Source organism: Cellulomonas sp. FA1, from assembly GCF_000986825.1.
Classification (GTDB): domain Bacteria; phylum Actinomycetota; class Actinomycetes; order Actinomycetales; family Cellulomonadaceae; genus Cellulomonas; species Cellulomonas iranensis.
On record NZ_LBMY01000001.1, the window covers coordinates 2,141,783 to 2,168,674 of the forward strand.

The following is a 26,892-nucleotide window of genomic DNA, read 5'->3' on the forward strand; positions in this document are numbered from 1 at the left end:
GAGCAGGCGTCGGCGAGACGTCCCGTTGCTCCGCCCGTGCGACGTACGTCCACTTCTCACACGGTTCTCATACTTTTCGTCCGTTCTGCCCGATAGCCTGCGCGTGCCCGCCGCCCCGTGCGTCACCCGAACGCACCACGGGCGGCACCTCCCCCGGACACGAGGACCCGATGTCGCGCCGTCGCACCGCCCTGCTCACCGCCCCCGCCGCCGCCGCGGCCGCCGCGCTCACGCTCGTCGGGGCCGCGACGTCCGCGAGCGCGGGCTCCGACTCCCCGACGCCGTACCGCGTCACGCCGACCGGCCTCGAGCTGCCCGCGGGCGACGTCTTCGAGGTCCACGGGCACGTCAACGTCGTCTACACCACGGCCGCCGGTCGCGCGTCGCGCAACGTGCACGTCGAGGGTCCGGGCACGCCCTACGCCGACCTCGCGGGCACGTCGACGCTCACGTGGGACCGCGCGGGTCTGCCCGCCGACGCGTGCGTGACGTGGGTGCAGGTCGCCGGGTACGACGAGCACCACGGCGAGGGCGGCCAGGCGCCGGTGTGCCGCACGGCGGCCACGCCGCCCCCGGTGGTGCCGCCCGTCGCGCCGCCCGTGACCCCGCCGCCCGCGCCGCCGGCGGCGCCGCCCGCACCGGAGGTCACGCCGCCCACGACCCCGGCACCCCCCGCGGCCCCGACGCCGGCACCCGCGGGCGAGGTCCCGGGGCCCTCTCCCGCCGCCGAGGTCGGGAACGAGCCCGTCGGTGCCCCGAGCCCGGCGCCGTCGCCCACCGAGCGCTCCGAGGTCCTCGCGGCCTCCGACGACGCGACGCCGGCGGCCCGCGCGCAGGTGCGCGCCTCGGCGCAGGAGCGCTCCGAGGTGCTCGCGGCGACCGGTGCGCGCACGGGTGTGCTGCTCGCCGCGGGCGCGCTCGCGCTCGGGCTCGGCGCCGGGCTCGTGACGTGGCGGCGCCGTCGCGCCGCCGGGGCCTGACGTGGCCGCCGACGTGCGGCGGCCGCGGCCGGGTGAGCCGTGCCGGCCCGAGCGACGACGACCGGCGGGCCGCCGGGGCTGACGTCGGGCGACCCGCCGCGTCGAGGACCCGTCGGCACCCGCCCGCGACGGCCGTCGGCGGCGAGGCGGCCGGGACGCGCCGCGCGAGCGCAGCGCAACGCGGTCGCTCAGTGGTGGAAGCCGGAGCTGCGGCCCTCGGTCGGCAGCGGTCCCGTCAGCGCGTCGAGGTACCGGACCTCGGCGCGCAGGTCCGCGAGGAACGCCGCAGCGAGGTCGTGGCTGAAGCCGTTGCGCACGACGACGCGCTGCACCGTGACGTGCTCGAGGTCGGCCGGCATCGGGTACGCGGGCACCAGCCACCCGCGCGTACGCAGCCGTTCCGAGAGGTGGTGCAGGTCCCAGCGCGTCGTGTGCCCCTCGCGCAGCCGCCACGCGAACACCGGGATGTCCGACCCGTCGTTCCACAGCTCGAACGCCGGCACGCGTGCGATCTCGCGGGCCAGCCAGGTCGCGACGTCGCGCGACGTGCGCTGCACGGCGGCGTACCCGGCACGCCCGAGGCGCACGAACAGGTAGAACTGCAGCAGCACCTGGGCCCCGGGCCGGGAGAAGTTGAGCGCGAACGTGGGCATGTCACCGCCCAGGTACGACACGCGGAAGACCAGGTCCTCCGGCAGCGCCGCGGCGTCGCGCCACACGACCCACCCCAGGCCCGGGTACACCAGCCCGTACTTGTGCCCCGACGTGTTGATCGACACGACGCGGGGGACGCGGAAGTCCCACGCGAGGTCGGGCTGCACGAACGGCGCCACCATGGCCCCCGACGCGCCGTCGACGTGGATCGGCACGTCGAGCCCCGTCGCCTCCTGCACGCGGTCGAGCGCGTCGGCGACCTGCGCGACCGGCTCGTAGGCGCCCGTGTAGGTGACGCCCATGATGACGACGACGCCGATCGTGTTCTCGTCGACGTACGCCGCCAGGTCGTGCCCGTCGAGCACGCGGTGCTCGAGCGAGAGCGGGACGTAGCGCGGCTCGACCTCGAAGTAGTTGCAGAACTTCTCCCAGCACACCTGCACCGCGCTGGACATCACGAGGTTGGGCCGGTCCGTGGGCCGGCCGGCCGCGCGACGCGCGTGCTGCCAGCGGCGCTTGAGCGCGAGACCGCCGAGCATGGCCGCCTCGGACGACCCGATGGTCGACGTGCCGACCGCCCGGCGCGGCGCGGGCGCGTGCCACAGGTCGGCGAGCATGGTCCAGCAGCGCTGCTCGATCGCGGCCGTCTGCGGGTACTCGTCCTTGTCGATCATGTTCTTGTCGGCGGACTCGGCGTACAGCCGCGTCGCGTGGTCGTCCATCCACGTGCCGACGAACGTCGCGAGGTTGAGCCGCGCGTTGCCGTCGAGCATCGCCTCGTCGTGCACCAGCTGGTACGCCGTCTCGGGCAGCGCCTCGTGCGGCGGGAAGCGGAACTTGGGGACGCTCGTGGCCTCGCCCGGCCGGCTGAAGACCGGGTTCACCTCGATGACGTCCGGCTCGTCGTCGTCTCGCCCTGCTCGCCGCGTGGTCGTCACCATCTGCCTGCCCCCTCGCCGGGCCGGCCCCGCGGACGCGAGGCCCTGGGACCGACCGTAGGGACCCCGGCCGTGCGGCGCCTCCCGGCGGGTGCGCGGGGTCAGGCGTCGGCGTCGGTGGGGTTGCAGCGCGTCGCGATCAACGTTCCCGTGCCGACCTCGGGCCGCCACGGCTCGAGGTTCCACGACGCCTTGTCGGGTGCGCCGAGCACGTGGCACCACAGCTGCGCGCGCATGCTCGGCGTCGCCGCCTCGGGCTCGGCGGCCTCGAGCTGCGACGCGAGCGCCTCCTGCGCCGCGAGGCTGCCGCCGCGCACCCACGGCGCGGGGACGACCGCGAGCGAGCGCCCGCCCTCGGCTTCGCCCCACGTCGCCGACTCCAGCGCGGCGGCGCCCACCTCGAACGACACCGGACCACCCGCGGCGGCTCCGACGTGCAGGACCAGCAGGTCGCCCTCGACCCGCCACGCGGCGGCCGCACCGTCGGCGCCCGTCGCACGCCCGAGCGCGGTCACGACGGCGCCGCCGGCGTCGCGCAGGACCGCCGAGGCGTCCGCGAGCAGTTCGACGGCGCCCCCGTCGGGCGGTGCGACCCGCGCGCGCACGCCCTCCGCGCCGTCGGGCGCCGCGGCGTCGGAGCCCGCGCCTGCGCGGCCTGCGCCGTCGGGACCCACGTCGCGGCCGCCCGGGGCGGCGGACCCCGCGGCGCCCGGCTCCGCCACGGTGATCGTGTAGGTCGCGGCCCCGTCCTCGCGCTGCTCGACGCCGACGTCCGCGCCCTCCGGCGCCGGCAGCAGGCTGCCGCGCGCGGGCGGGCCGCCCAGGGGCAGCCCTGCCGCACGGACGGCTGCCGCGTCGGGCGCTGCGGAGGGCGAGGGCGACGCGGGCCCGGCGGCACTGGTCGACGCGCTCGCGCCCGGCCCGGCGGCGTCCGGCGCGCCGGTCGTGCACGCGGCGACGAGCAGCAGCACGGCGACCGTCGTCGCCACCCGCCACCGCCGCACGCCCACGGCACGGGAGGCTACGTGCCCGCGCCCGGTCCGTGCACGGTCGAGGCGTGCGGCGTCCCGGCCGCCAGACGGCCGGGACGCCGCACACCCGGTGCCACGAGGCGCGTCAGGCGCCCTGGCGGACCACCTCGAACGGCGCGCGACCGCCGATGCGGCCCTCGATGCCCGCGGTGACGAACGCCTTGGCCGCGGTCACGGCGTCCTCGACGTCGGCGCCCTTGGCGAGCTCGGCGGTGATCGCGGCGGCGAGCGTGCAGCCCGCGCCGGCGACGCGCTCGCGCCCCACCTTCGGCGTCCGCAGCACGGTGACCTCGTCGCCGTCGACCAGCACGTCGACCGCGTCGTCGCCGGGCAGGTCGACCCCGCCCTTCGCGACGACGACGCGCGGGCCCAGCTCCTGGATCCGGCGCGCGGCCTCGGTGAGCTGCTCGACCGTCTCGATGGACGCCATGCCGGACAGCGCGTGCGTCTCGAACAGGTTGGGCGTCACGACCGTCGCGAGCGGCACGACCTGCTCGCGCAGCGCGTTGTCGGTGTCGAGCGCGGCGCCGGGCTCCTGCCCCTTGCAGATGAGCACCGGGTCGAGCACGACGTGCCGCCACGGCTGACGACGCAGGCCCTCGGCGACGACGTCGATCGTCGCGGGCGTGCCGAGCATGCCGATCTTGACGACGTCGAGGTCGTAGGCGGCCGTCGCGGCCTCCATCTGCTGCGCGATGACCTCGGCGGGCACCGGGAAGAACCGGTGGTTCCAGTCGTGCGCGGGGTCGAACGACACGAGGCAGGTCACGGTGCCGAGCCCGAACGTGCCGAGCTGCTGGAACGTGCGCAGGTCCGCCTGGATGCCGGCGCCGCCGGTGGCTTCCGAACCGGCGATGACGTAGGCGAGGTCGACCACGAGGGGCTCCAGTCGGGTGCGGCGAGGGGTGGGTGCGTGGTCCAGCCTCGCACGTCGCGACGCGCGCGCGGGACGGTCGTCCGACGACTCGACGACTCGACGGCGCGGCGGCGCGTCAGGCCGGGTCGTCGCCGACCAGGGGCCACCAGTGCCGCTCGCGCAGCACGCACGCGGGGTCGCGGACGTCGACCCACGTCCCCGCGTCGCGGGGGTCCCCGTCGGCCCGCCACACCGTGAAGTGCGCGAGCGGCACCGGCCACGGGTACCCGGCGTCGGGCGCGGTCACGACGTTGCGCACGTGCCCCACGGGCACGGGCCGCGCACCCGGGCCCAGGACGTCCCGCGCGAGCGCCGCGGCCGCCGCGGACCCGTCGGGGTCGTCCGCGGCGACGGCGCGCGTCGGCAGGTCGGCGCGGCCGTCGTCGCGCGGCACGCACAGCACCGCGTCGCCGCGTCGCACGAGCAGCCGGACCAGCCCCGCGGGCACGGGCGCGACCGCCGACCGCACCACCTCGGCGCGGCCGCCGGGCGGCAGCCAGGGCGCGTCGGGCGTCGACCGCAGGACCGTCTCGGGCACGCGGCACGGTAGCGCGCCGCGTGCCCGACGCGGGTCAGCCCTTCAGGTGCTTCTCCGGCACGGGCGCGTCACCGCTCGCGCGCTGCGCCCGCAGGTACGCGCGCGCCTCGTCCTGCCGCTGCGCCTCGGCGCCCGACGCGATCGGTGCGCGCAGGTGCTCGGGCCCGTACCCGAACGCGTCGACGAGGTCCTGCGCGTGCGGGCGCAGCCGCTCGAGCAGCCGGTCGATGTACGACGTGACGGTGCGCGCACGGCCCGCGGAGAGCCGCCCGTGGATGAGGTACCAGGCGAGGTTCCGCTCGACGAGCGTCAGCCCGAACAGGTCGCGCACCCACGTGAGCACCTGCCGGGTTCCCGGGTCCTCGACCCGCGCGAGGCCGCGCGTGAACGCCTCCCACTGCACACGCTCGGCGTGCGCGCGCGCCGCCTCGATGAGCTCGTGCTGGTGGGCGTCGAACAGCGCGGCCGCCTTCCCGGGGCTCATCCGCCGCGCGGGCGCGAGCGCCTGCGCGAGCTGCGCGACCATCGCCTCGACGCGGTCGGTCAGCAGCTCGCGCTGCGTCGCCTCGTCCCGCAGCTGACCGACCGAGCGCCGCGCGTCGCCCCGGTCCCCGAGGGTCTGCACGGCGCGCACGAGCGGCGTGCGGTGCAGCGCGGCGTCGGCGACCTTGTCGACGACGAACCGTGCGAGGTCGCCGCGGTCGGACTGCAGGGCCTTGAGCGAGGCCGCGTAGTCGCCGAGCAGGCGCTTGGCGACGAGCTGGTAGAGCACGGTGTTGTCGCCCTCGAACGTCACGTACACGTCGAGGTCGGCGTGCAGGCCCGTGAGCCGGTTCTCGGCGAGGAAGCCCTGCCCGCCGCACGCCTCGCGCGCGGTCTGGACCGTGCGCAGCGCCGCCCACGTCGACGTCGGCTTGAGCGCCGCCGCGAGCGTCTCGAGGTCCTCGCGCTTCTCGGGCGTGTCCCCGCGGCCCGAGAAGACCTCGTCGAACGCCGCGAGCAGCTCCTCGTGCGCGAACGTCGCGGCGTACGCCTCCGCCACCAGCGGCAGCAGGCGGCGGCGGTGCTGCCCGTAGTCGAGCAGCACGACCTCGTCGGCGGTCCCCCCTGCGAACTGCCGGCGCTGGTTGGCGTACGTCACGGCGATCGCGAGCGCGATCTTGCTCGCGTTGGCGGCGGCGCCGTCGAGCGAGACGCGCCCCTGCACGAGCGTCCCGAGCATCGTGAAGAACCGCCGCCCCGGGCTCGCGATGGGCGACGAGTACGTGCCGTCGGGGGCGACGTCGCCGTACCGGTTGAGCAGGTGGGTGCGCGGGACCCGGACGTGGTCGAAGTGCAGGCGGCCGTTGTCGATGCCGTTGAGCCCGCCCTTGACGCCGTCGTCCTCGCCGCCGACACCGGGCAGGAACTCGCCGGTCCGGGGGTCGCGGATCGGGACGTAGAACGCGTGGACGCCGTGGTCGACGCGCGGCTGCCCCGGTGCGGCGGTGATCAGCTTCGCGAAGACGACCGCTGCGGTGCCGTGCAGCGCGGCGTTGCCGAGGTAGTCCTTCCACGCGCCGCGGAACGGCGTGTGGATGACGAACTCCTGCGTCTGCGCGTCGTACTCGGCGGTCGTGCCGATCGACGCGACGTCCGACCCGTGGCCCGTCTCGGTCATCGCGAACGCGCCCGGCACCTGCAGGTGCATCGCGTCGGGCAGCAGCGTGTCGTGGTGCTGCTCGGTGCCCAGGTGCAGGATCGCCGAGGCGAACAGGCCCCACTGCACGCCGGCCTTGATCTGCAGCGACGGGTCGGCCGCGACGAGCTCCTCGAACCGCGCGAGCGAGCCGCCGTGGTCGTCGGAGCCCCCGTGCCGGGCCGGGAAGGCGCGCAGCACGTCGTGCTCCGACTCGAGCCGCCGCAGCTGCGCGAGCACGCGCTCACGGTGCTCGGCCACCGGCTGGCCCTCGATCTTCTGGAAGTCCGGGTCGGCGACGATCGCGCGCGCCGAGCGGCGCAGGTCCGCGTACCGCCCGAGCAGGAGCTCCTCGAGCGCGGCGACGTCGACGCGCGGGTCGGTGGCGGCCGGGCGGGCGGTGGGGCGGTCGGTCGTCGTCGTCATCGCTGCTCCCTGGGGGTGGTGCCGGCGTCGTCGCCGGCCGTGGGGTGGTGCGCCGCCGGGTGGGCGGGACGAGGGTCGGGGGCCGCGGGTCCGGGGTCGCCGGCGCGCGGGTGGTCGCGCGCGAGGAGGCCGACGGGCCCGGCCCAGAGCCACGCGGCGAGCTGGGCCGTGAGCGCCTCGCGGTCGGGCACGCCCGGCTCGCCGCGGTGCGCGAGCCACCACTCCCCCGCGCCGCGCACGAACCCGACCGCGCCCGCGGCCCAGGGGTCGGCGAGGGTGGCCGCGGCACCGGGCGTCGCGGGGTCGTGGGAGGAGGGCCGGCGCGCCACGCGCCGCCCGTCGCGGTCGTCGGTGAGCCCGCGCGCGAACGGCGCGGCGACGAGCGCGGTGACGGACTCGAGGAAGTGGCCGAGCGGACCGTCGGACTCGACGGACCCGTGGCGCGTGACGAACGCGTAGACGTGCGGCGAGGACTCGATCATCTCGAGGTACACCGCGACCATCGCGCGCAGGCCCTCGCGCGGCGTCGGCGCGACGCGCAGCACGCCCTCGAGCGCGCCCTGCATCTGCAGCACGACGGCCTCGGCGACCGCGATCTGCAGGCCGGTCTTGTCGCTGAAGTACCGGTAGACGATCGACTTGGACGTGCCCGCCGCGGCCGCGATCTCCTCCATCGAGACGTCGGGGCCGTGGTGGTGCACGGTGCGGCGCGCGACGCGCACGAGCTCGGCGCGGCGCGCCTCGCGGTGGTCGGCCCACCGCGTCGAGCGGCCGTCCTCGGGGGCGTCGTGGTCGCCGTCGAGGGGCGTCTCGACGGGGGCGCCGGCGAGGGCGACCGGGAGCGTCCGGGCGGCGGACGGTCCGGGCGCGTCGTCGCGGCGGCGGCGGGGGGACGTCGTCGTCGACGGTCCCTGTGTGACAGAACTCACGAAACCGAAGGTATCAGGTACTGTGGGTTTCGGACACAGGTCCGGGACCAACGGCCCTCGCGCAGAGCCGCCCGGCGCCGCTCGCGACCCACCGTCATCGACGCCGAGAGGGACCGCCCCATGGCCACCCGCACGAGCACCGCAGCCTCCGACACGCTCCCCCGCCCCGCGTACGTCCTCGGCGGCAACCGGATCCCGTTCGCGCGCGCCGGCGGGAGGTACGCGCAGGCGTCCAACCAGGACATGCTCACCGCCGCGCTCGACGGCCTCGTGGCGCGGTTCGGGCTGCAGGGCGAGACGATCGGCGAGGTCGCCGCGGGTGCCGTGCTCAAGCACAGCCGCGACTTCAACCTCACGCGCGAGGCGGTGCTCGGCTCGGCCCTCGCCCCGACCACCCCCGCGTACGACGTCCAGCAGGCCTGCGCGACCGGCCTCGAGACGGTCGTGTCCCTGTCCAACAAGATCCGCCTCGGCCAGCTCGAGTCCGCGGTCGCGGGCGGCGTCGACACGACGTCGGACGCGCCCGTCGCCGTGAGCGACCGCCTGCGCCGGGTGCTGCTCGACCTGTCGCACGCGAAGACCCCGCAGCAGCGCCTGAAGGCCCTCGCGCGTCTGCGGCCGAAGGACCTCGCACCCGCGACGCCGCGCACGTCCGAGCCCCGCACGCACCTGTCGATGGGCGAGCACCAGGCCCTCACGACCGCGCAGTGGGGCATCACGCGCGAGGCGCAGGACGAGCTCGCGCTGCGCAGCCACCAGCGCCTGGCAGCCGCGTACGACGCGGGCTTCTTCGACGACCTCGTCACGCCGTACCGCGGCCTGACGCGCGACGCGAACCTGCGCGCCGACTCCTCGCTCGAGAAGCTCGTCGCGCTGCGGCCCACGTTCGGCCTGGGCCTCGACACGCCCGCGACCATGACCGCCGGCAACTCGACGCCGCTCACCGACGGCGCGTCGACCGTCCTGCTCGGGTCGGCGGACTGGGCCGCGGCGCACGACCTCACGCCGCTCGCCGCGGTCGTCGACGCCGAGGCCGGCGCGGTCGACTTCGTGCACGGCGTCGACGGGCTCCTCATGGCGCCCGTGTTCGCCGTGCCGCGGCTGCTCGCACGGCACGGCCTGCGGCTCGAGGACCTCGACTACGTGGAGATCCACGAGGCGTTCGCGTCGACGGTCCTCACGACCCTCGCCGCCTGGGGGTCCGACGAGTTCGGCCGTGAGCGCCTCGGACTCGACGGCGCGTTCGGCACGGTCGACCCCGCACGGCTCAACGTGCACGGCTCGTCGCTCGCCGCCGGGCACCCGTTCGCCGCGACCGGCGGCCGGATCGTCGCGACGATCGCCAAGGAGCTGCACGCCCGCCGGGCCGCGCAGGTCGCGGCCGGCGACGAGTCCCCCGTGCGCGCGCTCGTGTCGATCTGCGCCGCGGGCGGCCTGGGCCTGACCGCGCTGCTCGAGGCCGCCTGACCGCGCACCGCACCCGCACCCGCTCGGGTGCGCCCCGCCCCACCGACGACGCAGGAGTCGTGATGACCGACCGGTACCTCGAGCTCGTCAACAGCGGGCTGACCAAGAAGCTCGCCGCCCAGCTGGGCCTGCCCCGCCCCGCGGTGCTGCGCCGCCACCGGCCCGGGCAGCCGCTGCTCGACGGCCCCGCGCTCGTGCTCGGCACGGGCGCCGACGCCGACGCGGTCGCGACCCTGCTCTCGTCACCCGCGGGCGGCGTGGCGCCGACGGGTGACGCCCCCGCGGTCCTCGACGGCTGGGACCTCGAGGTGCACCGGCACGCGACCCCCGACGTGCGGTACGCGGCCGTGGTGCTCGTGCTCACCGACGTCACGCACCCGGACGACCTGCAGGGGCCGGTGCTCGCCGCGGGCTCGGTGCTCAAGGGCCTGCGGGCGGGCGGGCGGGTCGTCACGGTGTCGCGCCCCGCGGGCGCCGACGACGCGCCCGCGGTCGCGGCCGCACGGCAGGGCGTCGACGGGCTGCTGCGCTCGCTCGCCAAGGAGCTGCGGGGCGGTGCGACGGGCAACGGCGTGGTCGTCGCCGACGGCGTGCCGGTGACGGCCCCGAGCGTCGTGGGCGCGCTGCGGTTCTTCCTGTCGACGCGCTCGGCGTTCGTCGACGGGCAGCTGCTCGAGGTCGACTCCGACGCGGGCGAGCTCCCGACCGACTGGGACCGCCCGCTGGCCGGCAAGGTCGCGGTCGTCACCGGTGCGGCGCGCGGCATCGGTGCCGCGATCGCCGACGTGCTGGCGCGCGACGGCGCGACGGTCGTCGCGGTGGACGTCCCGGCCGCGGGCGAGCAGCTCGCGCAGGTCGCCAACCGCGTGCGCGGCACGGCGCTGCAGCTCGACGTCACCGCGCCCGACGCGGGCGAGCGGATCCTCGCGCACGCCACGGCGCGGCACGGGCGGCTCGACGTCGTCGTGCACAACGCGGGCATCACGCGCGACAAGCTGCTCGCCAACATGGGTGAGGACCGGTGGGCGTCGGTGCTCGCGGTGAACGTCGCGTCGCAGCTGCGCATCAACGAGGCGCTGCTGACGTCGGGCGACTTCACGGACGCGCCGCGCATCGTGTCGCTCGCGTCGACGTCGGGCATCGCGGGCAACCGCGGGCAGACCAACTACGCGGCGTCCAAGGGCGGTGTCATCGGCATGGTCCGCGCGACCGCGCCGCTGCTCGTGCCGTTCGGCGGCACCGCGAACGCGGTCGCGCCGGGGTTCATCGAGACCGAGATGACCGCGCGCATCCCGGCGCTCACGCGGCAGGTCGCACGGCGCCTGAACTCGCTGCAGCAGGGCGGCCAGCCGGTCGACGTCGCCGAGGCGATCGCGTTCCTCGCGTCGCCCGCGGTCGGCGGGGTCGTGGGCCGCACGCTGCGGGTCTGCGGGCAGAACCTGGTGGGCCGGTGACGCGCGGCGCGCCGGACGCGCTGGTCGCGCTGCCGCGGGTGCCCGGGCTCGGCAGGCTGTACGCGCGGGGGCTCGTCGCGTCGGCACGGCGGCGTAGCGGCGGTGGCGGCTGGTCGCTGCCCGACGTGACGTACGGCGTCGACGACGTGCGCGCCGACGTCGACCACCTCACCGCGTACCAGCACCTGCTGGGCGAGCCGGCGACGGACGCGCTGCCCGCGGGGTTCGTGCACGTGCTCGCGTTCCCCGTGGCCACCGCGGTCATGGTGCGCGACGACTTCCCGCTCCCGCTGCTGGGCATGGTGCACCTGGCGAACCGCGTCGAGCAGCGTCGGCCGCTCCTCCTGGGCGACCGCCTGGGCGTCCGTGCGTGGGCGCGCGACCTGCGGCCGCACCGGTCGGGCACGCAGGTGGACCTCGTCACCGAGGTCGCCGCCGACGGCGACGTCGCGTGGCGAGGCGTCTCGACGTACCTCGCCAAGGGCGTGCGGCTGCCGGACGCCCGGGACGGCGGCGGGGGCGACGGCGGGGCCGAGCGTGCCGCCTTCACGCCACCGGTGCGCACGGGCCGCTGGGAGCTGCCCGCCGACACGGGCCGGCGGTACGCGGCGGTCTCGGGCGACCGGAACCCGATCCACCTGTCCCCGCTCACCGCGCGCGCGTTCGGGTTCCCCCGGGCCATCGCGCACGGCATGTTCACGGCGTCGCGCGCGCTGGCCGACGTCGGCGCGGCGCGCGGCGACGCGTTCGCGTGGGACGTCGAGTTCGCGGCCCCCGTGCTGCTGCCCGCGACGCCCGACGTGCGCGTAGCGCGCGACGGCGACGGCCACGCGTTCGCTGTGTGGCACGCACGGTCGGGGAAGCCGCACCTCACGGGCACGGTCACGCCGCTGACCGCCTGACGTCGGGCGGGGTCCCGCCTCCGGTGTCCGACACGCGTGGGAGGGTCGGGACATGCTCACCGGTGACGCGTACGACCTCGAGCCCGACGCCGACCTCGACGGGCTGGCGTTCCGCGGCCTCGACCTGCGCGGCCGCGACGCCACGGGCGCGCGCTTCCTCGAGTGCGAGGTCGAGGACTGCGACCTCGACGACGTCGACCTGGACCGCGCCCGCGTGCTCGACTCGACGTGGCGGGCCGTGCGCGCGGGCACGCTGCGCGCACCGTCGTCGACGTGGCGCGACACGACGCTCGCCGACGTGCGGATCGGTGCGCTGAGCGCGTTCGGGTCGAGCTGGACCCGGGTGCGCGTGACCGGCGGCAAGGTCGACTACCTCGACCTGCGCGAGTCCACGGTCGACGAGCTGCACCTCGAGGGCGTGACGCTCGGGGACCTCGACCTCAGCCACGCCCGGGTCGGCAGGCTCGTCGTGGTCGACTGCGACGTGCGGCGCCTCGACGCCTCGCAGTCGCGGCTCACGGCGTGCGACCTGCGCGGTGCGCGGCTGCGCGCGGTCGACGGCGTGGGCGGGCTGGGCGGGGCACGGGTCAGCACCGACCAGCTGTACGACCTCGCGCCGCTGCTCGCGCACCACGTCGGGCTGGTCGTCGAGGACTGACTGCGCCGGCCCTGCTTGGGGGGAGCCAGCCGCGGGTCGCGGCCCCCGGGCCCCGGTCGACGGGTCCCGGGCGCGGATCCCGGTACCCCGGTCCCCCGGTCCGCGGATGCCGGCCCGCGGTCAGCGCCCGGTCGTCGTCGTGCTCACCAGCCCGCGAGCGCGACCAGGTCTGCCGCGACCTCGGCGGGCGTGCGGCCGTCGGTGGGCACGCGGTGCACGTGCGGCCCAGCGGCCTGCTCGAGCCGAGCCGCCGCGGCGTCGGAGCGCGCCACGTGGGCGTCGTACGACGCGCCCTGCTCGCGGCGCGCGAGGCGCTCGCGCGCTGTCGCGTCGGACGACGTGAGCAGCACGGACGTGACGTGCGGGCGGTCCCCGACGGCGTCCGCGAGCGTCTCGGTCTCGAGCACGCTGACCGTGTTGGTGTAGACGAGGCGGCGGTGCCCGAGCGCGCGGTAGCGCCGCCAGACGTCGGCGAGGTTCGCGGCCGCGACGCCGTGCTCCCACGGCGCGGGGTGCGCGAGGTCGAGCGCGTCGCCCTCGACGAGCGCGTGGGGCACGTCGCGCGCGACGAGCAGGTCGTGCACCGCGTTCGCGGCGGTCGACTTGCCGACTCCCGACCGGCCGCCGATCAGCAGCACCGACGTGCGGCCGTCGGCGACGTCGTGCCCCGCGAGCCGGTCCACGAGCCGTGCGCGGACGTCGGGCCACTCGTCGGCGAGCACAGAGAAGTAGAGCGAGTCCTGGCGCGTGCCGTCGGCCGCGACGCGGTGGCCGCGCAACCGACCCTCGGGCCGTGCGCCGAGCTTGGTCACCGCGGCGATCGACCGCGCGTTGCGCGCCTCGACCCGGTACGCGCAGCGCGCGACCTCCCACGCCTCGAACGCGTGGGTCATGAGCAGGAGCTTGCACGCCGGGTTGACGTGCGTGCCCCACACGCGCGGGTCGTAGAACGTGTGCCCGACCTCGAGGCGCCCCATGCGCAGGTCGACGTCGTAGAACGACGTGGACCCGACGACCTCGCCGTCGACGAGCACCGCGAACGCGTACCGCGCGGGTGTCGCGAGCGCGGTCTCGACGACGCCCAGCAGGTCGTCGACGCCCCGCGGCGTGGGCGTCGTCATGCCGCGCCAGACGCGCTCGTCGACGAACGCCGCGAGCGCCGCGGCGTGCTCGCGCGTGAGCGGGACGAGTCGGACGCCGTGGCCCTCGAGGGTCAGATCGTGCTGCACGCGGCCCATCCTGGCGGGCGTCCCCGTCAGGCGTGGCGTCGTCTCGCCGCGGAGCCCGCCGGAGGTGGACCCGATCGACCTCTCGCCGCTCGGAGGTGGGGCTGGATCGACCTCTCGCCGCTCGGAGGTGGGGCTGGATCGACCTCTCGCCGCTCGGAGGGCTGGATCGACCTCTCACCACCCCCGGGGTGGGCTGGATCGACCTCTCGCGGGCCGGGGCAGGTCAGTCGTCGAGCGCGGGGCCGCAGGCGGCGGCCGCAGTGGCGGCCAGGTGGTCGAGGCCGCGGACCTCGACCAGGGGGCGCGTGTCGTCGGCGACGGTCCAGCAGCCGTCGACGACCTCGTACGACGCGGCCGGGCCGCGCGTCAGCAGCGTCGTGAGCGCCACGACGAGCCGGTCGACGTGCTCGGCGGTCGTGCCGACGCCCACCGACGCGCGCACCGCGCCGTGCGACGCGCCGAGGCGCGCGAGCAGCGGGTGCGCGCAGAACCGGCCGTCGCGCACGCCGATGCCGTGCTCGGCCGACAGGTACGCGGCGACGAGCCCCGGGTTGAGGTCGCCGACCGTGAACGTCACGACACCGACGGGGTCGACCGCGTCGGGCCAGATGCGCGCGACACGCACGCCGTCGATCGCCTCGAGGCCGGCCACGAGCCGCTCGCGCAGCGCCTGCTCGTGCGCCTCGAGCGCACCGGCGGGCAGCGCCGCGAGCGTGTCGCAGGCCTGCGCGAGCGCGATCGCGCCGAGCACGTTGGGCGAACCGGCCTCGTGCCGCGCGGGTGCGGGCTGCCAGACCGTGCGGTCGGTGCGGACGTCGCGCACGGCGCCGCCGCCGGCGAGGTAGGGCGTGCCGGTGTCGAGCCAGTCACGGCGCCCGACGAGCGCGCCGGCGCCGAACGGCGCGTACGTCTTGTGGCCCGAGAACGCGACGTAGTCGACGTCCGAGGCCGCGAGCGAGAACCCGCGGTGCGGCACGAGCTGGGCGCCGTCCACGGCGACGCGGGTGCCGGCCGCGTGCGCGAGCGCGACGACGCGGTCCAGCGGCAGCGACTCGCCCGTGACGTTCGACGCGCCGGTGAGCGTGAGCAGGGCGTACGGGCGGCGTGCGAGCTCGTCGCGCAGCGCGTCGAGCGTCGCGGCGACCGTCTCCGCGATCGGCAGGACCGTCGCGACCCGGCCGGTGCCGGCGCGCGCGCCCGTGCTGCGCTGCACCCACGGCAGCAGGTTGGCGTGGTGCTCGACGTCGAGCACGAGCACGGCCCCACCCTCGGGCACGACGCCCGCGAGCAGGTTGAGCGAGTCGGTCGTGTTGCGCGTGACGATCGCGACGTCGTCCTCGCGCGCGCCGACGAACCGGGCGATCGACTGCCGCGACGCCTCGTACAGCGCGGTCGACACCTGCGACAGGTAGCCGGCGCCGCGGTGCACCGACGCGTAGAGCGGCAGCACCTCGGCGACGCGCGCCGCGACGGACGCGAGCGCGGGCGCGCTCGCGGCGCAGTCGAGGTTGGCGTAGGTGCGGCTCGTGCCGTCGACGAGCGGCACGGTCGTGGACGCGCCGGTGACGGCCAGCAGCGGGCCGCGGTCGAAGGCGGCGCGGCCCGTCGGCACGGCGGCGCCGGACGCCTCGTCGGCACACGCGAACAGCTCGGTGACGGTGGTCATGGTGGTCCTCCGGTACGGGTCCCTCGGGACCGGCCGGTCCCGCGCTTGCCGGCGCCGGACGGCGCGCGACCAGGTCGTCACCCGGGGCACCCCACCGCGGTTGGAGGGTTGCCGGCCAGCGAGCCGGGGCTTCGCGCTGACACTCTTGACCTGGGTCGAGGATCGGGGCCGCGTCCGGCGCGTGTCAACGCCGACGCGCCGTCGTTCTCGGCATGCGAGACGCGACGTCTCGCGACGAGGGACGGGGCCAGGACGCGGCGCGTGACGGGACGGCGAGCCCGTACCGACGTCAGGGCAGGTCGCGCACCATCACGACGCTGCGGTACGCCTTGCCCCGCCACTGGATCACGTCGCCCTCGACGAACCCCCAGCGCGCGTACATCCGCCGCAGCCCCTGCGCCGGGACGGCCGTGTCGAGGCCGATCGACCGCGCACCGCCGTCGACCGCCCACGTGCGCAGCGCACCCCACAACGCCGACGCCAGGCCGCGGCCGCGCAGGTCCGGGCGGACGGCGAGCTGGTTCAGCCACACCCGGCCGGGCTCGCGCGCCGCGGGCGTCAGCGCCAGCAGCCCACCGCCCGGAGGGCTGCTGCACGTGACGGTCCCCGCGAGCGCACCGGCGGCGTCGACGACGACCCAGGACGCGCCGACGCCGAGCGTGCGGGCCGCCGTCACGTCGTCGCTCTGCGTCGCGCCCGTGAAGTTCAGTCCGGCGGCGGCGAGGTCGGCGTAGGCCGCGTGCAGCAGGCGCGTGAGCGCGGGCACGTCGGAGACGGTCGTGGGGCGGAGCACGAAACCCTCGGGGACGTCCATCGGCGCCCAGCCTGGCACGGCGTCGCGGCCGTCCGCACGGCCCGTCGCCCGCCGTGAGACGCCCGCCGTGAGACGCCCGCGACGACGCCGCCCGCGCGGGCGTAGCATCGCCGCGACCATCCAGAGCGGCCGAGAGATCTGGCTCGACGACGCCGCAGCAACCCGCACGGGCGACCGTGGCGCAGGGTGCTACCGCCAGAGACGATGGGAGGACCATGACCGTGCAGCCGCGTCCCGCCCCCGGTTACGCCGGGGACGTCACCGCCACCGAGGCCTGGCAGATCCTGCAGGAGCGCGACGACGCCGTGCTCGTCGACGTGCGCACCGACGCCGAGTGGCGCTACGTCGGCGTGCCCGACCTGCGGCCCGTCGGCCGGCAGGCCGCGCTCGTCGAGTGGGTGCAGTACCCGTCCGGGCAGCCCAACCCGCGGTTCCTCGAGCAGCTCGCCGCGACCGGCGTCACGCCGGGCGACGGCCGGCCCGTGGTGTTCCTGTGCCGCTCGGGCCAGCGCTCGATCGGCGCGGCGCAGGCCGCGACCGCGGCCGGCTACGGGCCCGCGTACAACGTGCTCGAGGGCTTCGAGGGTCCGACGGGCCCCGACGGCCACCGCGGCCACGTCGGCTGGCGCGCCGACGGCCTGCCGTGGGTCCAGCCGTGAGCGGCGCGACCCCCGACCTGCCCCCGGGCCCGGGCGACTGGGACGACCACCGCCTCGACCGGACCACGCTGCGTCCCGACACGCTCGCGGTGCGCGGCGGGCTCGTGCGCACCGAGTTCGGCGAGATGTCCGAGGCCGTGTTCCTCACGCAGGGGTACACGTACGCGACGGCCGCGCAGGCCGAGGCCGGGTTCGCCGGCGACGTCGACCGCTTCCTGTACTCGCGCTACGGCAACCCCACCGTGACGACGTTCGAGGAGCGGCTGCGGCTGCTCGAGGGCGCCGAGGCGTGCTACGCGACCGCGTCGGGCATGTCCGCGGTGTTCACCGCGCTGGCCGCGCTCGTGCGGTCCGGCTCGCGCATCGTCGCGGCGCGCGCGCTGTTCGGGTCGTCGGTCGTGATCTTCGACGAGATCCTCGCCAAGTGGGGCGTGCGCACCGACTACGTCGACGGGCACGTGCCCGCGCAGTGGGAGGCCGCGCTCGCGACACCCGCCGACGTCGTGTTCTTCGAGACCCCGTCGAACCCGATGCAGGACCTCGTCGACATCGCGACCGTGAGCCGGCTCGCGCACGCGGCCGGCGCGACCGTCGTCGTCGACAACGTCTTCGCGACGCCCGTGTTCTCGCGCCCGCTCGAGCACGGTGCCGACGTCGTCGTGTACTCCGCCACCAAGCACGTCGACGGGCAGGGGCGCGTGCTCGGCGGCGCGATCCTCGGGTCCGCCGACTACGTGCGCGGACCCGTGCAGACGCTGCTGCGCAACACCGGGCCGTCGCTCTCGCCGTTCAACGCGTGGGTGCTGCTCAAGGGCCTGGAGACCATGAGCGTGCGCGTGCGCCACCAGGCGGCGTCGGCGCTCACGCTCGCGCGGTGGCTCGAGGAGCAGCCCGGCGTCGCGCGCGTCCGGTACCCGTTCCTGGAGTCGCACCCGCAGCACGACCTGGCGCGCGCGCAGCAGACCGGCGGCGGCACGGTCGTCACGTTCGACCTCGCGGTCCCGCCCGACGCACCCGCCGACGTCGCGAAGAAGGCCACGTTCGGCGTGCTCGACGCGCTGCGCGTCGTCGACATCTCGAACAACCTCGGCGACGCGAAGTCGATCGTCACGCACCCCGCGACGACGACGCACCGCAAGCTCGGCCCCGCGGGCCGCGCCGCGGTCGGCATCGGCGAGGCCACCGTGCGGCTGTCGGTGGGGCTCGAGGACGTCGAGGACCTGCGCGACGACCTCGCGCAGGCGCTCGCGACGCTCACGGGCTGACGGCGGGTCGCGGTCGGGGCCGGCGGTGGTCGGGACGGGCCGCGGTCGGGGCGGAGGTCAGCCCGCAGCGACCAGCCCGACCGCGACCACGGCGTCGGTCGCGGCGGTCACCGTCACGTCGACCGCCCCGCCGGGCAGGTCGAACGACGGGCCGTCGGCCATGGTGGCGCCGCCCTCGACGAGGGGCACGCACGGCGCCTCGGACGACGCGACCTCGGCGCCGTCGGCGACGACCGTGACCGTGACGGGCGCGCCGTCGTCCGACGTGCACACGACGCGCGGCGCGTACGACCCGGCGGTCACGTCGGCGAGCGTCGCGCGCTGCGTCCCGCCGCCGGCGACGGCGCCCGCGAACGCCTCGGTCGCGTCGCCCGTCTGCGCGAGCACGGCACGCTGGTCGTCCGGGGACGGCGGCTCGGACGCCCCCGCCCCGGCCCTCGGCGCAACGGGCGACGTCGGGCCCGGGGCGGGGGCTTCGCCGTCGGAGCACGCGGCGAGCACCAGGGCCGCCGCCGGGGCGAGCAGGAGGGCTGCGAGGCGTCGTCGGGGTCGCATGGCGGGGACGCTAGCGCAGGGCCGGGGCCCGACCAGGGCCGGGCCCGTCCCCCGTCACCGGCCACGGGGACGCACGGGCGGGCCCGTGTCGGGCGCGGGTGAGAGGCTGGGCGCATGCATTTCCGATTCCTCGGCAACTCCGGCCTCAAGATCTCCGAGCTCACCTACGGCAACTGGCTGACCCACGGGTCCCAGGTCGAGAACGACACCGCGACGGCGTGCGTGCGCGCCGCGCTCGACGTCGGCATCACGACGTTCGACACGGCCGACGTGTACGCCAACACGGTCGCCGAGTCCGTGCTGGGCGACGCCCTGGCCGGCGAGCGGCGCGAGTCGCTCGAGATCTTCACGAAGGTCTACTGGCCGACCGGCCCCGGCGGCCCGAACGACACGGGCCTGTCGCGCAAGCACATCCGCGAGTCGATCGACGGGTCGCTGCGTCGCCTGCGCACCGACTACGTCGACCTCTACCAGGCGCACCGCTACGACCACGAGACGCCGCTCGAGGAGACGATGCAGGCGTTCGCCGACGTCGTCCGCCAGGGCAAGGCGCTGTACATCGGCGTGAGCGAGTGGACCGCCGACCAGATCCGCGCGGGTCACGCGCTCGCGAAGGACCTGGGCGTGCAGCTGGTGTCGAACCAGCCGCAGTACTCGGCGCTGTGGCGCGTCATCGAGCCCGAGGTCGTGCCGACCTCGCGCGAGCTCGGCGTCTCGCAGGTCGTGTGGTCCCCCATCGCGCAGGGCGTGCTCACCGGCAAGTACAAGCCGGGTGCGCCGCTGCCCGAGGGCTCGCGCGCGACCGACGACAAGGGCGGCGCGAAGATGATCGCGCGGTTCATGCGCGACGAGGTGCTCGAGCGCGTGCAGGGCCTGCAGCCGATCGCCGACGAGCTGGGCCTGACGATGGCGCAGCTGTCGATCGCGTGGGTGCTGTCGAACGACAACGTCGCCGCCGCGATCATCGGTGCGTCGCGCCCCGAGCAGGTGCACGACAACGCCAAGGCCGCGGGCGTCACGCTGCCGGCCGAGGTGCTGACCCGCATCGACGAGGTGCTCGGCGACGTGGTCGTGTCCGACCCGTCCGAGACGGCGAAGGCCTCGCCCGCCCAGCGCCTGGTCTGACCCGCCGGGCCGCGGCCCGCGGACCGACCGCAGACGCACGACGCCCCGTCCCGGGTCACCGGGGCGGGGCGTCGTGCGTGCGGACGTGCCGGCGAGTCGCGGTCAGAGGTCGACGGTGGCGTTCTCACCGCCGTCGTACGCCTCGCCCGTGACCTTCGCCTTGACGAGGCTGATGACCGTCGCCAGACGACCGCCGGGGCTGTCCCAGTACTCGGCGGTGTCCGCGTGCAGCTTGATCAGCCCGAGGTTCGGGGTCTCCGGGCCGTCGGGGAACCACGCCTCGGCCACCGGCCCCCACAGCTCGCGCGCCTTCGCGGTGTCCTTCAGCACCTCGGCCGTCCCCGACACCGACAGCCACGACGACGACCCCGCGAACGCCGCGTTCGCCGGGCTGCCCGCGCGGATCTCCGCGACCTTGTGGCTGTCGAGCGCCGTGAAGAACCACAGGTCGCCGTCGAACTCGACGTCCTGCACACCCATCGGGCGGCTCACGAGCGCGCCGTCGGCGTCGACGGTGGTGAGCATCGCGAGGTGGTGGTCGCGCAGCAGCTCGCCGACCTTGGCGACCGCCTCCTCGTGCGTCGGGGCGTCGTCCTGCTCGTTCCAGGTCGTGCCGGCCATGGTGCCCTCCGTCCGTCGGGCGGACCCGGTGGCCCGCCCGGCCACGCTAGGCACGTGCGCGCCACGCCGCACCCGCGGGCGCCACGTCGCGGCGGGCACGCGCGGGACGGCCCGGGGCGGGCGCCCGCGGGTCAGCGGCTCAGCCGGTCAGCGGGTCAGCGGGCGAGCGAGCCGGCGTGCCGCGCGGACGACCCGACGAGCGCGAGCGCGACCGTGTCGACACCCGTGCGCGCCGCCAGGTCGGCGGCGTCGCGCAGCACGCGGTCGCGCGGCGCGACGAGCCACGTCGCGGACGGCGACCACGTGACGCCCGAGAACGCCTCGGCGTACGCGACGGCCGTGCGACGCCGGGCCGCGTCGGCCTCGTCGGCGGCGACCACGGTCTCGACCTCGAGCACCACGCGGACCTCCGCGCGGTCGCGCCCGACCGCGCGGATCTCGTCCTCGAGCACGCTCACGAGCGCGCGCACGGCCGCGGGCGTGGGCAGCGCGGCCGAGTGCACGAGCCGCACGACGTCGGCGCGCGCGGCGGCCAGGGCGATCGTGGTCGGGTCGAGCGCGGCGGCGTCGAGCAGGAACTCCACGCCGCGCGGAGCGGGTCGCGCGACCTCGACGCGGGGCACGTCGGGACGGGTGGACGACGGACCACGGGTCGCGCGCGTGGGCGCGAGGACGGGCTGAGCCACGGGGAGTTCCCTCGGGTCGAACGGGGTGCGTCGCGTGGGCCGTGCCGCACGCGCGCGGGGTCGTCAGCTCAGCGACAACACACCCGGACCGAGAACATGGAGGCACCCTAGCCCGCGCGCACGCGCCAGGACCACCCCTGGTCACACCTCGGGCGTCCCGGGGCCTCGCTACAGCACGAACGCGGCGGCGACGAGCGCGTACGTCGGGCCGAGGCGACCGCGCACCGCGCGGTGCAGCACGCCGTACAGCACCGCGGCCCCCATCGCGTACGCCCCGCCCGCGGGGCCCTGCAGCAGCACGTGCACGAGCCCCCACGTGGTGGCGAGCACGAACCCGCCCCACGGCACGTCGGGCCGCCCCCGGGAGGCCTCGCCCCAGCGCTGCCCGTAGCCCAGCAGCGTCACGATCACCAGCACCTCGACGAGGTAGTACACGACGAGCGCCGCGAGGCTGGGCGCGAACGCGGAGCCGACGTCGTCGCGCAGCCGCGTCGCCTCGGCGAGCGGCTTCCACTCATGCGTGAGTGCCGCGCGCGACCCGACCGCGAGCACGAGGGCCGCGGCGGCGTACGCGGCACGACGCGCGCCCCCGGCGGGCGTCGCCACCGGGTCGTCGGCACGCCACGGCGCGTGCCGCAGGAGCAGCAGCGCCCCGGCGAGCCACCCGGCGGCAGTGACGAGCCAGTGCACGGCGGGCGCCCACCGCTCGCCGACGGCGCCCCGGATCGCACCGTCGAGCGCGAGGCCGACCACGAGCTCCCACCCGAAGACCGCGAACGCGTACAGCGCCAGGTTCCGCCACCGGGGGGCCGTGCCGAGGACGGGCGCAGGGCGGGTGCTCGTCGACATGGCCCGACACTGGCAGCGGCCGGGCCCCGCGGCCCGGGACCTCCGTCCGCCCCGCACTCGCCGGGGCCGCCCAGGTGAGGCGCCGCCCGCCACCCGGGCGGTGGACGCACCTGCCCGGTCGCCCCGGCACCGCACCGCTCCGGACCGCGCACCGCGCCGGTCCCGTGCGGGCACGGCCGGGGCGCTGTTGGATGGGGCCGTGGCCAGGGACGTCGCACGCGGGGACGTGACACCGGCGACGCGGCTCGTGGTCGCCGCCGTCGCGGGTGTCGCCGTGTCACTCGTCGTCCAGACGGCCGTCCCGTGGTCGTCCGTCGTCGCCGCGGTGCTGGGCGGCTGGGCCACGACCGGCCTCGTCTACGCGGTGTGGACGTGGGCGTTCTGCTGGCCGCTCGACGCCGAGCAGACGCGCACGCACGCGACCCGCGAGGAGCCGACCCGGTTCGCGACGCACGCGATCGTGCTGGTCGCCGGGGTCATGAGCCTCGCCGGCGTGGGCGTCGTGCTCGCGACGCACGACCGGGGGCGCGTCGTCGCGCTCGCCGCCGCGCTCGTCGCCGTCGTGGCGTCCTGGACCTCGCTGCACACGGTCTACGCGATGCGGTACGCCCGCATGTGGTTCACGCCGCCCGCGGGCGGCATCGACTTCCACCAGGACGCCCCGCCGCGGTACTCCGACTTCGCGTACGTGGCGTTCACGGTCGCGATGAGCTTCGCGATGTCCGACCCCGACGTCCGGTCGTCCGACCTGCGCCGCACGCTGCTCGCGCACGCGCTGCTGTCCTACACGTTCGGCACGGTGATCGTCGCGCTGCTGGTCAACGTGGTCGCGGGCCTCACGCCGTAGCGCGGCCCGCCCGGCGCGTCACAGGTCGCGCGCGAACCACAGGCAGAACGGCAGCGCCTCCCACCCCGCGACGGGGCGGACCGGCCGGTACCCGAGCGACCGGTACAGCGCGATCGCGGCGGGCTGCCGGATGCCGGTGTCGAGCACGACGCGCGTCAGGCCCCGCTCGCGCGCCGCCTCCTCGACGAGCCGCACGAGGTGCCGCGCGAGCTCCGCACCGCGCGCCGCGGGCGCGACGTAGAGGCGCTTGAGCTCACCCGTGCGCGCACCCCACGAGGGTGCGGCCCGCAGCGTCGCGCACGCCACCGCGACGCCGTCGCGACGCAGCAGGACGGTCGTCAGCGCGGTGCCGTCGGGCGCCCCTCGGCCAGCGGGGACGCCGCGGGCCCGCCCGGCGCGTGCTCGGGGTACAGCGGCGCGAGCTCGTCGAGCATGGCGCGCCGCAACGTGACCGCGTCGGGGTGCCGCCACGCGACGTGCTCGACGGCGTGGTCCTGAATGGGGTCCTCGGTGTGCTCGACGGCGCGCTCGGCGACCTGGTCGACGGCGTCCCGGCGCCCGGCGGCCCCGCGTGAGCCGCGAGGGGGCGGGGCCGCCACGGCGAGGTCGCGTTCGAAGCAGCGCGAGTCGACGACACCCACGTACTCGCCGTAGTTCTCGACCGGCCGGTAGCCGGCGGCGAGGTACAACCCGATCGCCTCGGGCTGCAGCACACCGGTCTCGAGCACGAGCCGCGTGCAGCCGTGCGCACGGGCCGCGTCCTCGAGCTCGGCGAGCACGCGCCGCGAGAGCCCGCGCCCGCGCGCGTCGGGGCGCACGTACATGCGCTTGACCTCGCCCGTGCCTGCGCCCAGCCCGGCGGACACGTCGCGCAGCACCCCGCACGCGACGGGTGCGTCGTCGAGCCGCACCAGCACCGTCGCGACGATCCCGTCACCCGTCATGGCGTGCCCGACGTCGTCGTCGCCGTAGCGTGCGCGCAGCTCGGCCTGCTGCTCGTCGCGCAGCACGCGCGCGTCGGCGTCGTCCCACGCGACGCGCTCGACCCGCACGTCGCCCGTCGTCCCCGGCACGCCCGTCGTCAGCGCGCGGTCAGGAGACGAGGGCCTGCAGGACCGACGTGAAGAACCGCAGCCCGTCGGTGCCGCGGCGCGGACCGTCCGGGCCGTCAGGCCCGAAACCGGCCTCGACCGCGTGCTCGGGGTGCGGCATGAGGCCCACGACGTTGCCCGCGGCGTTGCTGACGCCCGCGATGTCACGACGCGAGCCGTTGGGGTTGCCGCCCTGGTAGCGGAACACCACGCGACCCTCGCCCTCGAGCTCGTCGAGCGTGCGCTCGTCGGCGACGTACTGGCCGTCCTGGTTCTTCAGCGGGATCGTGATCCGCTCGCCCGGCGCGTACGCGCGCGTCCACGCGGTGTCGGCGTTCTCGACGCTGAGGACCTGCTCGCGGCACACGAAGTGCAGGTGGTCGTTCTTGATCATCGAGCCCGGCAGCAGGTGCGCCTCGGTGAGGACCTGGAAGCCGTTGCAGATGCCCAGCACCGGCAGCCCCTTGCCCGCGGCGTCGACGATCTCGCCCATGACGGGCGCGAACCGGCTGATGGCGCCGGCGCGCAGGTAGTCGCCGTAGGAGAACCCGCCCGGCAGCACGACCGCGTCGACGCCCTTGAGGTCGGCGTCCGCGTGCCACAGCGCGACCGGCTCGCCGCCGGCCAGGCGCACGGCCCGCGCCGCGTCGCGGTCGTCGAGCGTGCCGGGGAACGTGACGACCCCGATGCGTCCCATCAGGCCAGGCCCTGCGACGAGACGGTCGCGGCCGCGTCGGCCTCGATGTCCGCGACGCGCACGACGTCCTCGATGACGGGGTTCGACAGCACCTGCTCGGCGGCGGCCGCGGCGGCCTCGAGGACCTCGGGCGTCACGGGCCCGTCGACCTCGAGCTCGAACCGCTTGCCCTGGCGCACGGACGTGAACTGCCCGAACCCGAGCCGCGGCAGCGCACCGGCCACGGCCTTGCCCTGCGGGTCGAGGATCTCGGGCTTCGGCATGACGTCGACGACGACTCGTCCCACGGGTGTGCTCCCTGGTTCGCGACGGTGGGGGGTCGGTGCTGATCCTACGGCCCGGGCCGGTCCCGTCCGGTGCCCGTCCACGCCCGCGCCCCCGGTGCCCGACCACCGCACCCCGCCGAAGCCCGAGCCTCCCACCTCCCCTCCGCCCCCCTCGCCCCACCCCGCCGAACGCGGGGTTCTGCCGGTCATGAGCCAGCCGAACCGGCAGAACCCCGCACTCGCGTCACGGTGAGCCCACCACGGCGACCGACACCGCCGAACGCGGGGTTCTGCCGGTCATGAGCCACCGGAACCGGCAGAAGGCCGCACTCGGCGAGTCTTGGAGCCGACGGGGGGGACCTCGGGACCGGCAGAAGGCCGCACTCGGCGAGCGGTGGGCCCGGCGGGACGGGGCGACGACCCGGCGGTGCCGGTGCCGGCGTCAGAGGGTCGTGTGCGACCAGGTGCCCGCGACCAGGGTCGCGGCGACGCGGACGCCGCGGATCCCGCCGGGCGCGGCCGCGAGCGCGAGCGGGTCGTCGTCGAGCACCGCGAGGTCCGCCGGGTCCCCGACGCGCAGACCGAGCGGCCGCCCGTCGGTCGACGCGGCGAGGGCGGTGACCGCGTCAAGCGCCTGCTCGGGGTGCCACGACGGGCGGTCGTCGCCCGTGCGCCAGACCGCCGCGTCGACCGCCAGCCACGGGTCCAGCGGGGCGACGGGCGCGTCGGAGCCGAGCACGAGCGTCGCGCCGGCGGCGTGCAGGTCGGCCAGCGGGAACGCCCGGTGGGTGCGGCCGGCCCAGTGCCGGTCGGCGACGTCGCGGTCGTCGGGCGCGTGCGCGGGCTGCACGCTCGCGGTCACGCCGAGCGCGGCGAACCGGGGCACGTCGGCCGGGTCGAGGAGCTGCGCGTGCTCGACCGACCCGTGTGCGCCGGTCGCGGCGAACGCGTCGAGCACGAGCGTGTTGGCGGCGTCGCCGATCGCGTGCACCGCGCACGCCAGGCCGTGCGCGTGCGCGTGCCGCAGCAGCGGCACCAGCTCGTCGGCCGGCACGGTGAGCACGCCGTGCGCGAGCGCGCCCTCGACGCCCGGGTACGGGTCGTGGCACCACGCGGTGCGCGTGTTGAGCGAGCCGTCGACGATGACCTTGAGCGGACCCTGCGTGACGCGGTCCCCCGCGACGCGGTCGCCCGTGTGGAGGGCCTCGCGCACGACGCGGTCGAGGTACGGCTGCCACACGCCCGCCCGCACCCGCACGGGCGGGTCGCCGGCCACGACGCGGCGACGCCAGGCGGCCAGGTTGTCGGCGATCTCGAGGTCCACCACGCCGACGACGCCCCGCGCGGCCGCGACGCGCAGCGCGTCCGCCACCAGCGCGTCCTGCTCGTCGGGCGTCACGTGGTCGAGCGCGCCCATGAGCGGCATCCACTCGGCCTCGCGCAGCACGCCCGTGGGGTGCGCCGTCACGCCGAACATGCGCAGGCCCGCGGTCGACACCCACGCGCAGTGCAGGTCCCCCGACACGAGCACCACGGGCACGTCGCCCGCGACCGCGTCGAGCAGCGCCGCCGACGGCAGGTCGGGCCACGTGCCGTCGCGGAACCCGATGCCGACCAGCGGGCGCCCCGGTGCGGGCGGCTGCGCGCGCAGCCGCCCGGCCACGAGGGCCACGGCCTCGGCGGCGGACCCGGCCGTCGACACGTCGAGCCGCCCGCGCGCGAGCGCCCACTGCGTGAGGTGCGTGTGCTGGTCCCACAGGCCCGGCACGACCCACCGCCCGTCGAGGTCGACGACCTCGGCGCCGTCGGCGCCGGCGGCGACGTCCAGGGCCTCGCCGACCGGGCGCACGGCCGCGAGCCGACCGTCACGGACGACGACGTCGACGGGCGCGTCGGCGCCGAGCAGACGGGCGCGGTGCAGGACGAGCGGACGGGGCGGGACCACCGGACC

27 protein-coding genes and 2 riboswitches are annotated in these 26,892 nt (G+C 76.5%); of the genes, 9 read left to right on the forward strand and 18 right to left on the reverse strand.

Features of this window, described 5'->3' with window-relative positions:
* Positions 1-170 precede the first annotated feature (170 nt).
* Positions 171-980, forward strand: a complete 810-nt coding sequence (locus GY42_RS19380; protein WP_046529179.1) for an LPXTG cell wall anchor domain-containing protein — start codon at positions 171-173, stop codon at positions 978-980.
* A gap of 188 nt (positions 981-1,168) precedes the next feature.
* On the opposite strand, the gene GY42_RS09690 is transcribed toward GY42_RS19380, so the two are convergent.
* From GY42_RS09690 to GY42_RS09715, 6 genes are all read right to left on the reverse strand, one after another.
* A complete protein-coding gene (locus GY42_RS09690) occupies positions 1,169-2,575 on the reverse strand; it encodes a glutamate decarboxylase (RefSeq protein ID WP_152667264.1) in 1,407 nt (468 codons plus the stop codon).
* A 98-nt stretch (positions 2,576-2,673) separates the two neighbouring features.
* Complete coding sequence (locus GY42_RS19655) at positions 2,674-3,561, reverse strand: DUF2599 domain-containing protein (RefSeq protein ID WP_201775260.1); 888 nt, start codon at positions 3,559-3,561, stop codon at positions 2,674-2,676.
* A 127-nt stretch (positions 3,562-3,688) separates the two neighbouring features.
* Positions 3,689-4,480 (reverse strand): bifunctional hydroxymethylpyrimidine kinase/phosphomethylpyrimidine kinase, encoded by a 792-nt coding sequence (thiD, locus tag GY42_RS09700; protein ID WP_046529180.1) that lies wholly within the window; start codon positions 4,478-4,480, stop codon positions 3,689-3,691.
* A 115-nt stretch (positions 4,481-4,595) separates the two neighbouring features.
* Positions 4,596-5,057, reverse strand: coding sequence for a hypothetical protein (locus GY42_RS09705; protein ID WP_046529181.1), 462 nt, complete (start codon positions 5,055-5,057; stop codon positions 4,596-4,598).
* A gap of 34 nt (positions 5,058-5,091) precedes the next feature.
* Positions 5,092-7,161 carry an acyl-CoA dehydrogenase family protein gene (locus GY42_RS09710; RefSeq protein WP_046529182.1) on the reverse strand — a complete coding sequence of 690 codons (2,070 nt, stop codon included), beginning with the start codon at positions 7,159-7,161 and terminating at the stop codon, positions 5,092-5,094.
* Positions 7,158-8,090 carry a TetR/AcrR family transcriptional regulator gene (locus tag GY42_RS09715; protein WP_046529183.1) on the reverse strand — a complete coding sequence of 311 codons (933 nt, stop codon included), beginning with the start codon at positions 8,088-8,090 and terminating at the stop codon, positions 7,158-7,160. Before GY42_RS09715 ends, GY42_RS09710 begins: the two co-directional genes overlap by 4 nt.
* A gap of 120 nt (positions 8,091-8,210) precedes the next feature.
* Between GY42_RS09715 and GY42_RS09720 the strand changes: the two genes are divergently transcribed.
* The 4 genes from GY42_RS09720 (at position 8,211) to GY42_RS09735 (ending at position 12,571) form a co-directional block, all read left to right on the forward strand.
* A complete protein-coding gene (locus GY42_RS09720) occupies positions 8,211-9,557 on the forward strand; it encodes an acetyl-CoA C-acetyltransferase (RefSeq protein WP_046529184.1) in 1,347 nt (448 codons plus the stop codon).
* Between the two features lie 62 nt (positions 9,558-9,619).
* The gene (locus GY42_RS09725; protein ID WP_046529185.1) at positions 9,620-11,011 is read left to right on the forward strand and encodes a 3-oxoacyl-ACP reductase; all 1,392 of its coding nucleotides are present in this window, start codon (positions 9,620-9,622) and stop codon (positions 11,009-11,011) included.
* On the forward strand, positions 11,008-11,913 hold the full coding sequence (locus GY42_RS09730) for a MaoC/PaaZ C-terminal domain-containing protein (RefSeq protein ID WP_046529186.1): 906 nt from the start codon (positions 11,008-11,010) through the stop codon (positions 11,911-11,913). The genes GY42_RS09725 and GY42_RS09730 overlap by 4 nt, the downstream gene beginning before the upstream one ends.
* 52 nt (positions 11,914-11,965) lie before the next feature.
* Entirely contained in the window at positions 11,966-12,571 is a 606-nt protein-coding gene (locus GY42_RS09735; protein WP_046529187.1) for a pentapeptide repeat-containing protein, read from the forward strand.
* A 143-nt stretch (positions 12,572-12,714) separates the two neighbouring features.
* On the opposite strand, the gene GY42_RS20130 is transcribed toward GY42_RS09735, so the two are convergent.
* From GY42_RS20130 to GY42_RS09755, 3 genes are all read right to left on the reverse strand, one after another.
* Positions 12,715-13,800, reverse strand: coding sequence for a GNAT family N-acetyltransferase (locus GY42_RS20130; RefSeq protein ID WP_082131725.1), 1,086 nt, complete (start codon positions 13,798-13,800; stop codon positions 12,715-12,717).
* Between the two features lie 223 nt (positions 13,801-14,023).
* Positions 14,024-15,466, reverse strand: a complete 1,443-nt coding sequence (locus GY42_RS09750; protein ID WP_046529188.1) for an aminotransferase class V-fold PLP-dependent enzyme — start codon at positions 15,464-15,466, stop codon at positions 14,024-14,026.
* Between the two features lie 36 nt (positions 15,467-15,502).
* A riboswitch (SAM riboswitch) is annotated at positions 15,503-15,617 on the reverse strand.
* Positions 15,618-15,755: 138 nt separating this feature from the next.
* A complete protein-coding gene (locus tag GY42_RS09755) occupies positions 15,756-16,280 on the reverse strand; it encodes a GNAT family N-acetyltransferase (RefSeq protein ID WP_046529189.1) in 525 nt (174 codons plus the stop codon).
* A 113-nt stretch (positions 16,281-16,393) separates the two neighbouring features.
* A riboswitch (SAM riboswitch) is annotated at positions 16,394-16,491 on the forward strand.
* 4 nt (positions 16,492-16,495) lie between these two features.
* Here GY42_RS09755 and GY42_RS09760 point away from each other — a divergent pair.
* Both GY42_RS09760 and GY42_RS09765 read left to right on the forward strand, forming a co-directional pair.
* A complete protein-coding gene (locus GY42_RS09760; RefSeq protein ID WP_046529190.1) occupies positions 16,496-16,939 on the forward strand; it encodes a rhodanese-like domain-containing protein in 444 nt (147 codons plus the stop codon).
* Between the two features lie 17 nt (positions 16,940-16,956).
* Positions 16,957-18,204, forward strand: coding sequence for an O-succinylhomoserine sulfhydrylase (locus GY42_RS09765; protein WP_046530789.1), 1,248 nt, complete (start codon positions 16,957-16,959; stop codon positions 18,202-18,204).
* Positions 18,205-18,261: 57 nt separating this feature from the next.
* On the opposite strand, the gene GY42_RS09770 is transcribed toward GY42_RS09765, so the two are convergent.
* On the reverse strand, positions 18,262-18,759 hold the full coding sequence (locus GY42_RS09770; RefSeq protein WP_152667266.1) for a hypothetical protein: 498 nt from the start codon (positions 18,757-18,759) through the stop codon (positions 18,262-18,264).
* A 114-nt stretch (positions 18,760-18,873) separates the two neighbouring features.
* Between GY42_RS09770 and GY42_RS09775 the strand changes: the two genes are divergently transcribed.
* The gene (locus GY42_RS09775; RefSeq protein ID WP_046529192.1) at positions 18,874-19,884 is read left to right on the forward strand and encodes an aldo/keto reductase family protein; all 1,011 of its coding nucleotides are present in this window, start codon (positions 18,874-18,876) and stop codon (positions 19,882-19,884) included.
* A gap of 102 nt (positions 19,885-19,986) precedes the next feature.
* Here the strand turns inward: GY42_RS09775 and GY42_RS09780 are convergent, their stop codons facing one another.
* From GY42_RS09780 to GY42_RS18205, 3 genes are all read right to left on the reverse strand, one after another.
* The gene (locus tag GY42_RS09780) at positions 19,987-20,505 is read right to left on the reverse strand and encodes a pyridoxamine 5'-phosphate oxidase family protein (RefSeq protein ID WP_046530790.1); all 519 of its coding nucleotides are present in this window, start codon (positions 20,503-20,505) and stop codon (positions 19,987-19,989) included.
* A 155-nt stretch (positions 20,506-20,660) separates the two neighbouring features.
* Positions 20,661-21,191 (reverse strand): LLM class flavin-dependent oxidoreductase, encoded by a 531-nt coding sequence (locus tag GY42_RS09785; protein WP_046529193.1) that lies wholly within the window; start codon positions 21,189-21,191, stop codon positions 20,661-20,663.
* A gap of 168 nt (positions 21,192-21,359) precedes the next feature.
* Positions 21,360-22,040, reverse strand: coding sequence for a hypothetical protein (locus GY42_RS18205; RefSeq protein ID WP_052748291.1), 681 nt, complete (start codon positions 22,038-22,040; stop codon positions 21,360-21,362).
* Positions 22,041-22,239: 199 nt separating this feature from the next.
* Here GY42_RS18205 and GY42_RS09795 point away from each other — a divergent pair, with 199 nt between their 5' ends.
* Positions 22,240-22,887 (forward strand): DUF1345 domain-containing protein, encoded by a 648-nt coding sequence (locus tag GY42_RS09795; RefSeq protein ID WP_046529194.1) that lies wholly within the window; start codon positions 22,240-22,242, stop codon positions 22,885-22,887.
* Positions 22,888-22,905: 18 nt separating this feature from the next.
* On the opposite strand, the gene GY42_RS19825 is transcribed toward GY42_RS09795, so the two are convergent.
* The 5 genes from GY42_RS19825 to GY42_RS09820 all read right to left on the reverse strand — a co-directional run bounded on the left by GY42_RS19825 (position 22,906) and on the right by GY42_RS09820 (position 26,886).
* On the reverse strand, positions 22,906-23,193 hold the full coding sequence (locus GY42_RS19825) for a GNAT family N-acetyltransferase (RefSeq protein WP_160309405.1): 288 nt from the start codon (positions 23,191-23,193) through the stop codon (positions 22,906-22,908).
* A gap of 32 nt (positions 23,194-23,225) precedes the next feature.
* Entirely contained in the window at positions 23,226-23,960 is a 735-nt protein-coding gene (locus GY42_RS19660) for a GNAT family N-acetyltransferase (protein WP_236686758.1), read from the reverse strand.
* A 19-nt stretch (positions 23,961-23,979) separates the two neighbouring features.
* Positions 23,980-24,675, reverse strand: a complete 696-nt coding sequence (purQ, locus tag GY42_RS09810) for a phosphoribosylformylglycinamidine synthase subunit PurQ (protein WP_046529195.1) — start codon at positions 24,673-24,675, stop codon at positions 23,980-23,982.
* Positions 24,675-24,962: a phosphoribosylformylglycinamidine synthase subunit PurS gene (gene purS / locus GY42_RS09815; RefSeq protein ID WP_046529196.1), complete on the reverse strand. Its 288-nt coding sequence runs from the start codon at positions 24,960-24,962 to the stop codon at positions 24,675-24,677. Before purS ends, purQ begins: the two co-directional genes overlap by 1 nt.
* A 421-nt stretch (positions 24,963-25,383) precedes the next feature.
* Positions 25,384-26,886: an amidohydrolase gene (locus GY42_RS09820; protein ID WP_052748293.1), complete on the reverse strand. Its 1,503-nt coding sequence runs from the start codon at positions 26,884-26,886 to the stop codon at positions 25,384-25,386.
* Positions 26,887-26,892 lie beyond the last annotated feature (6 nt).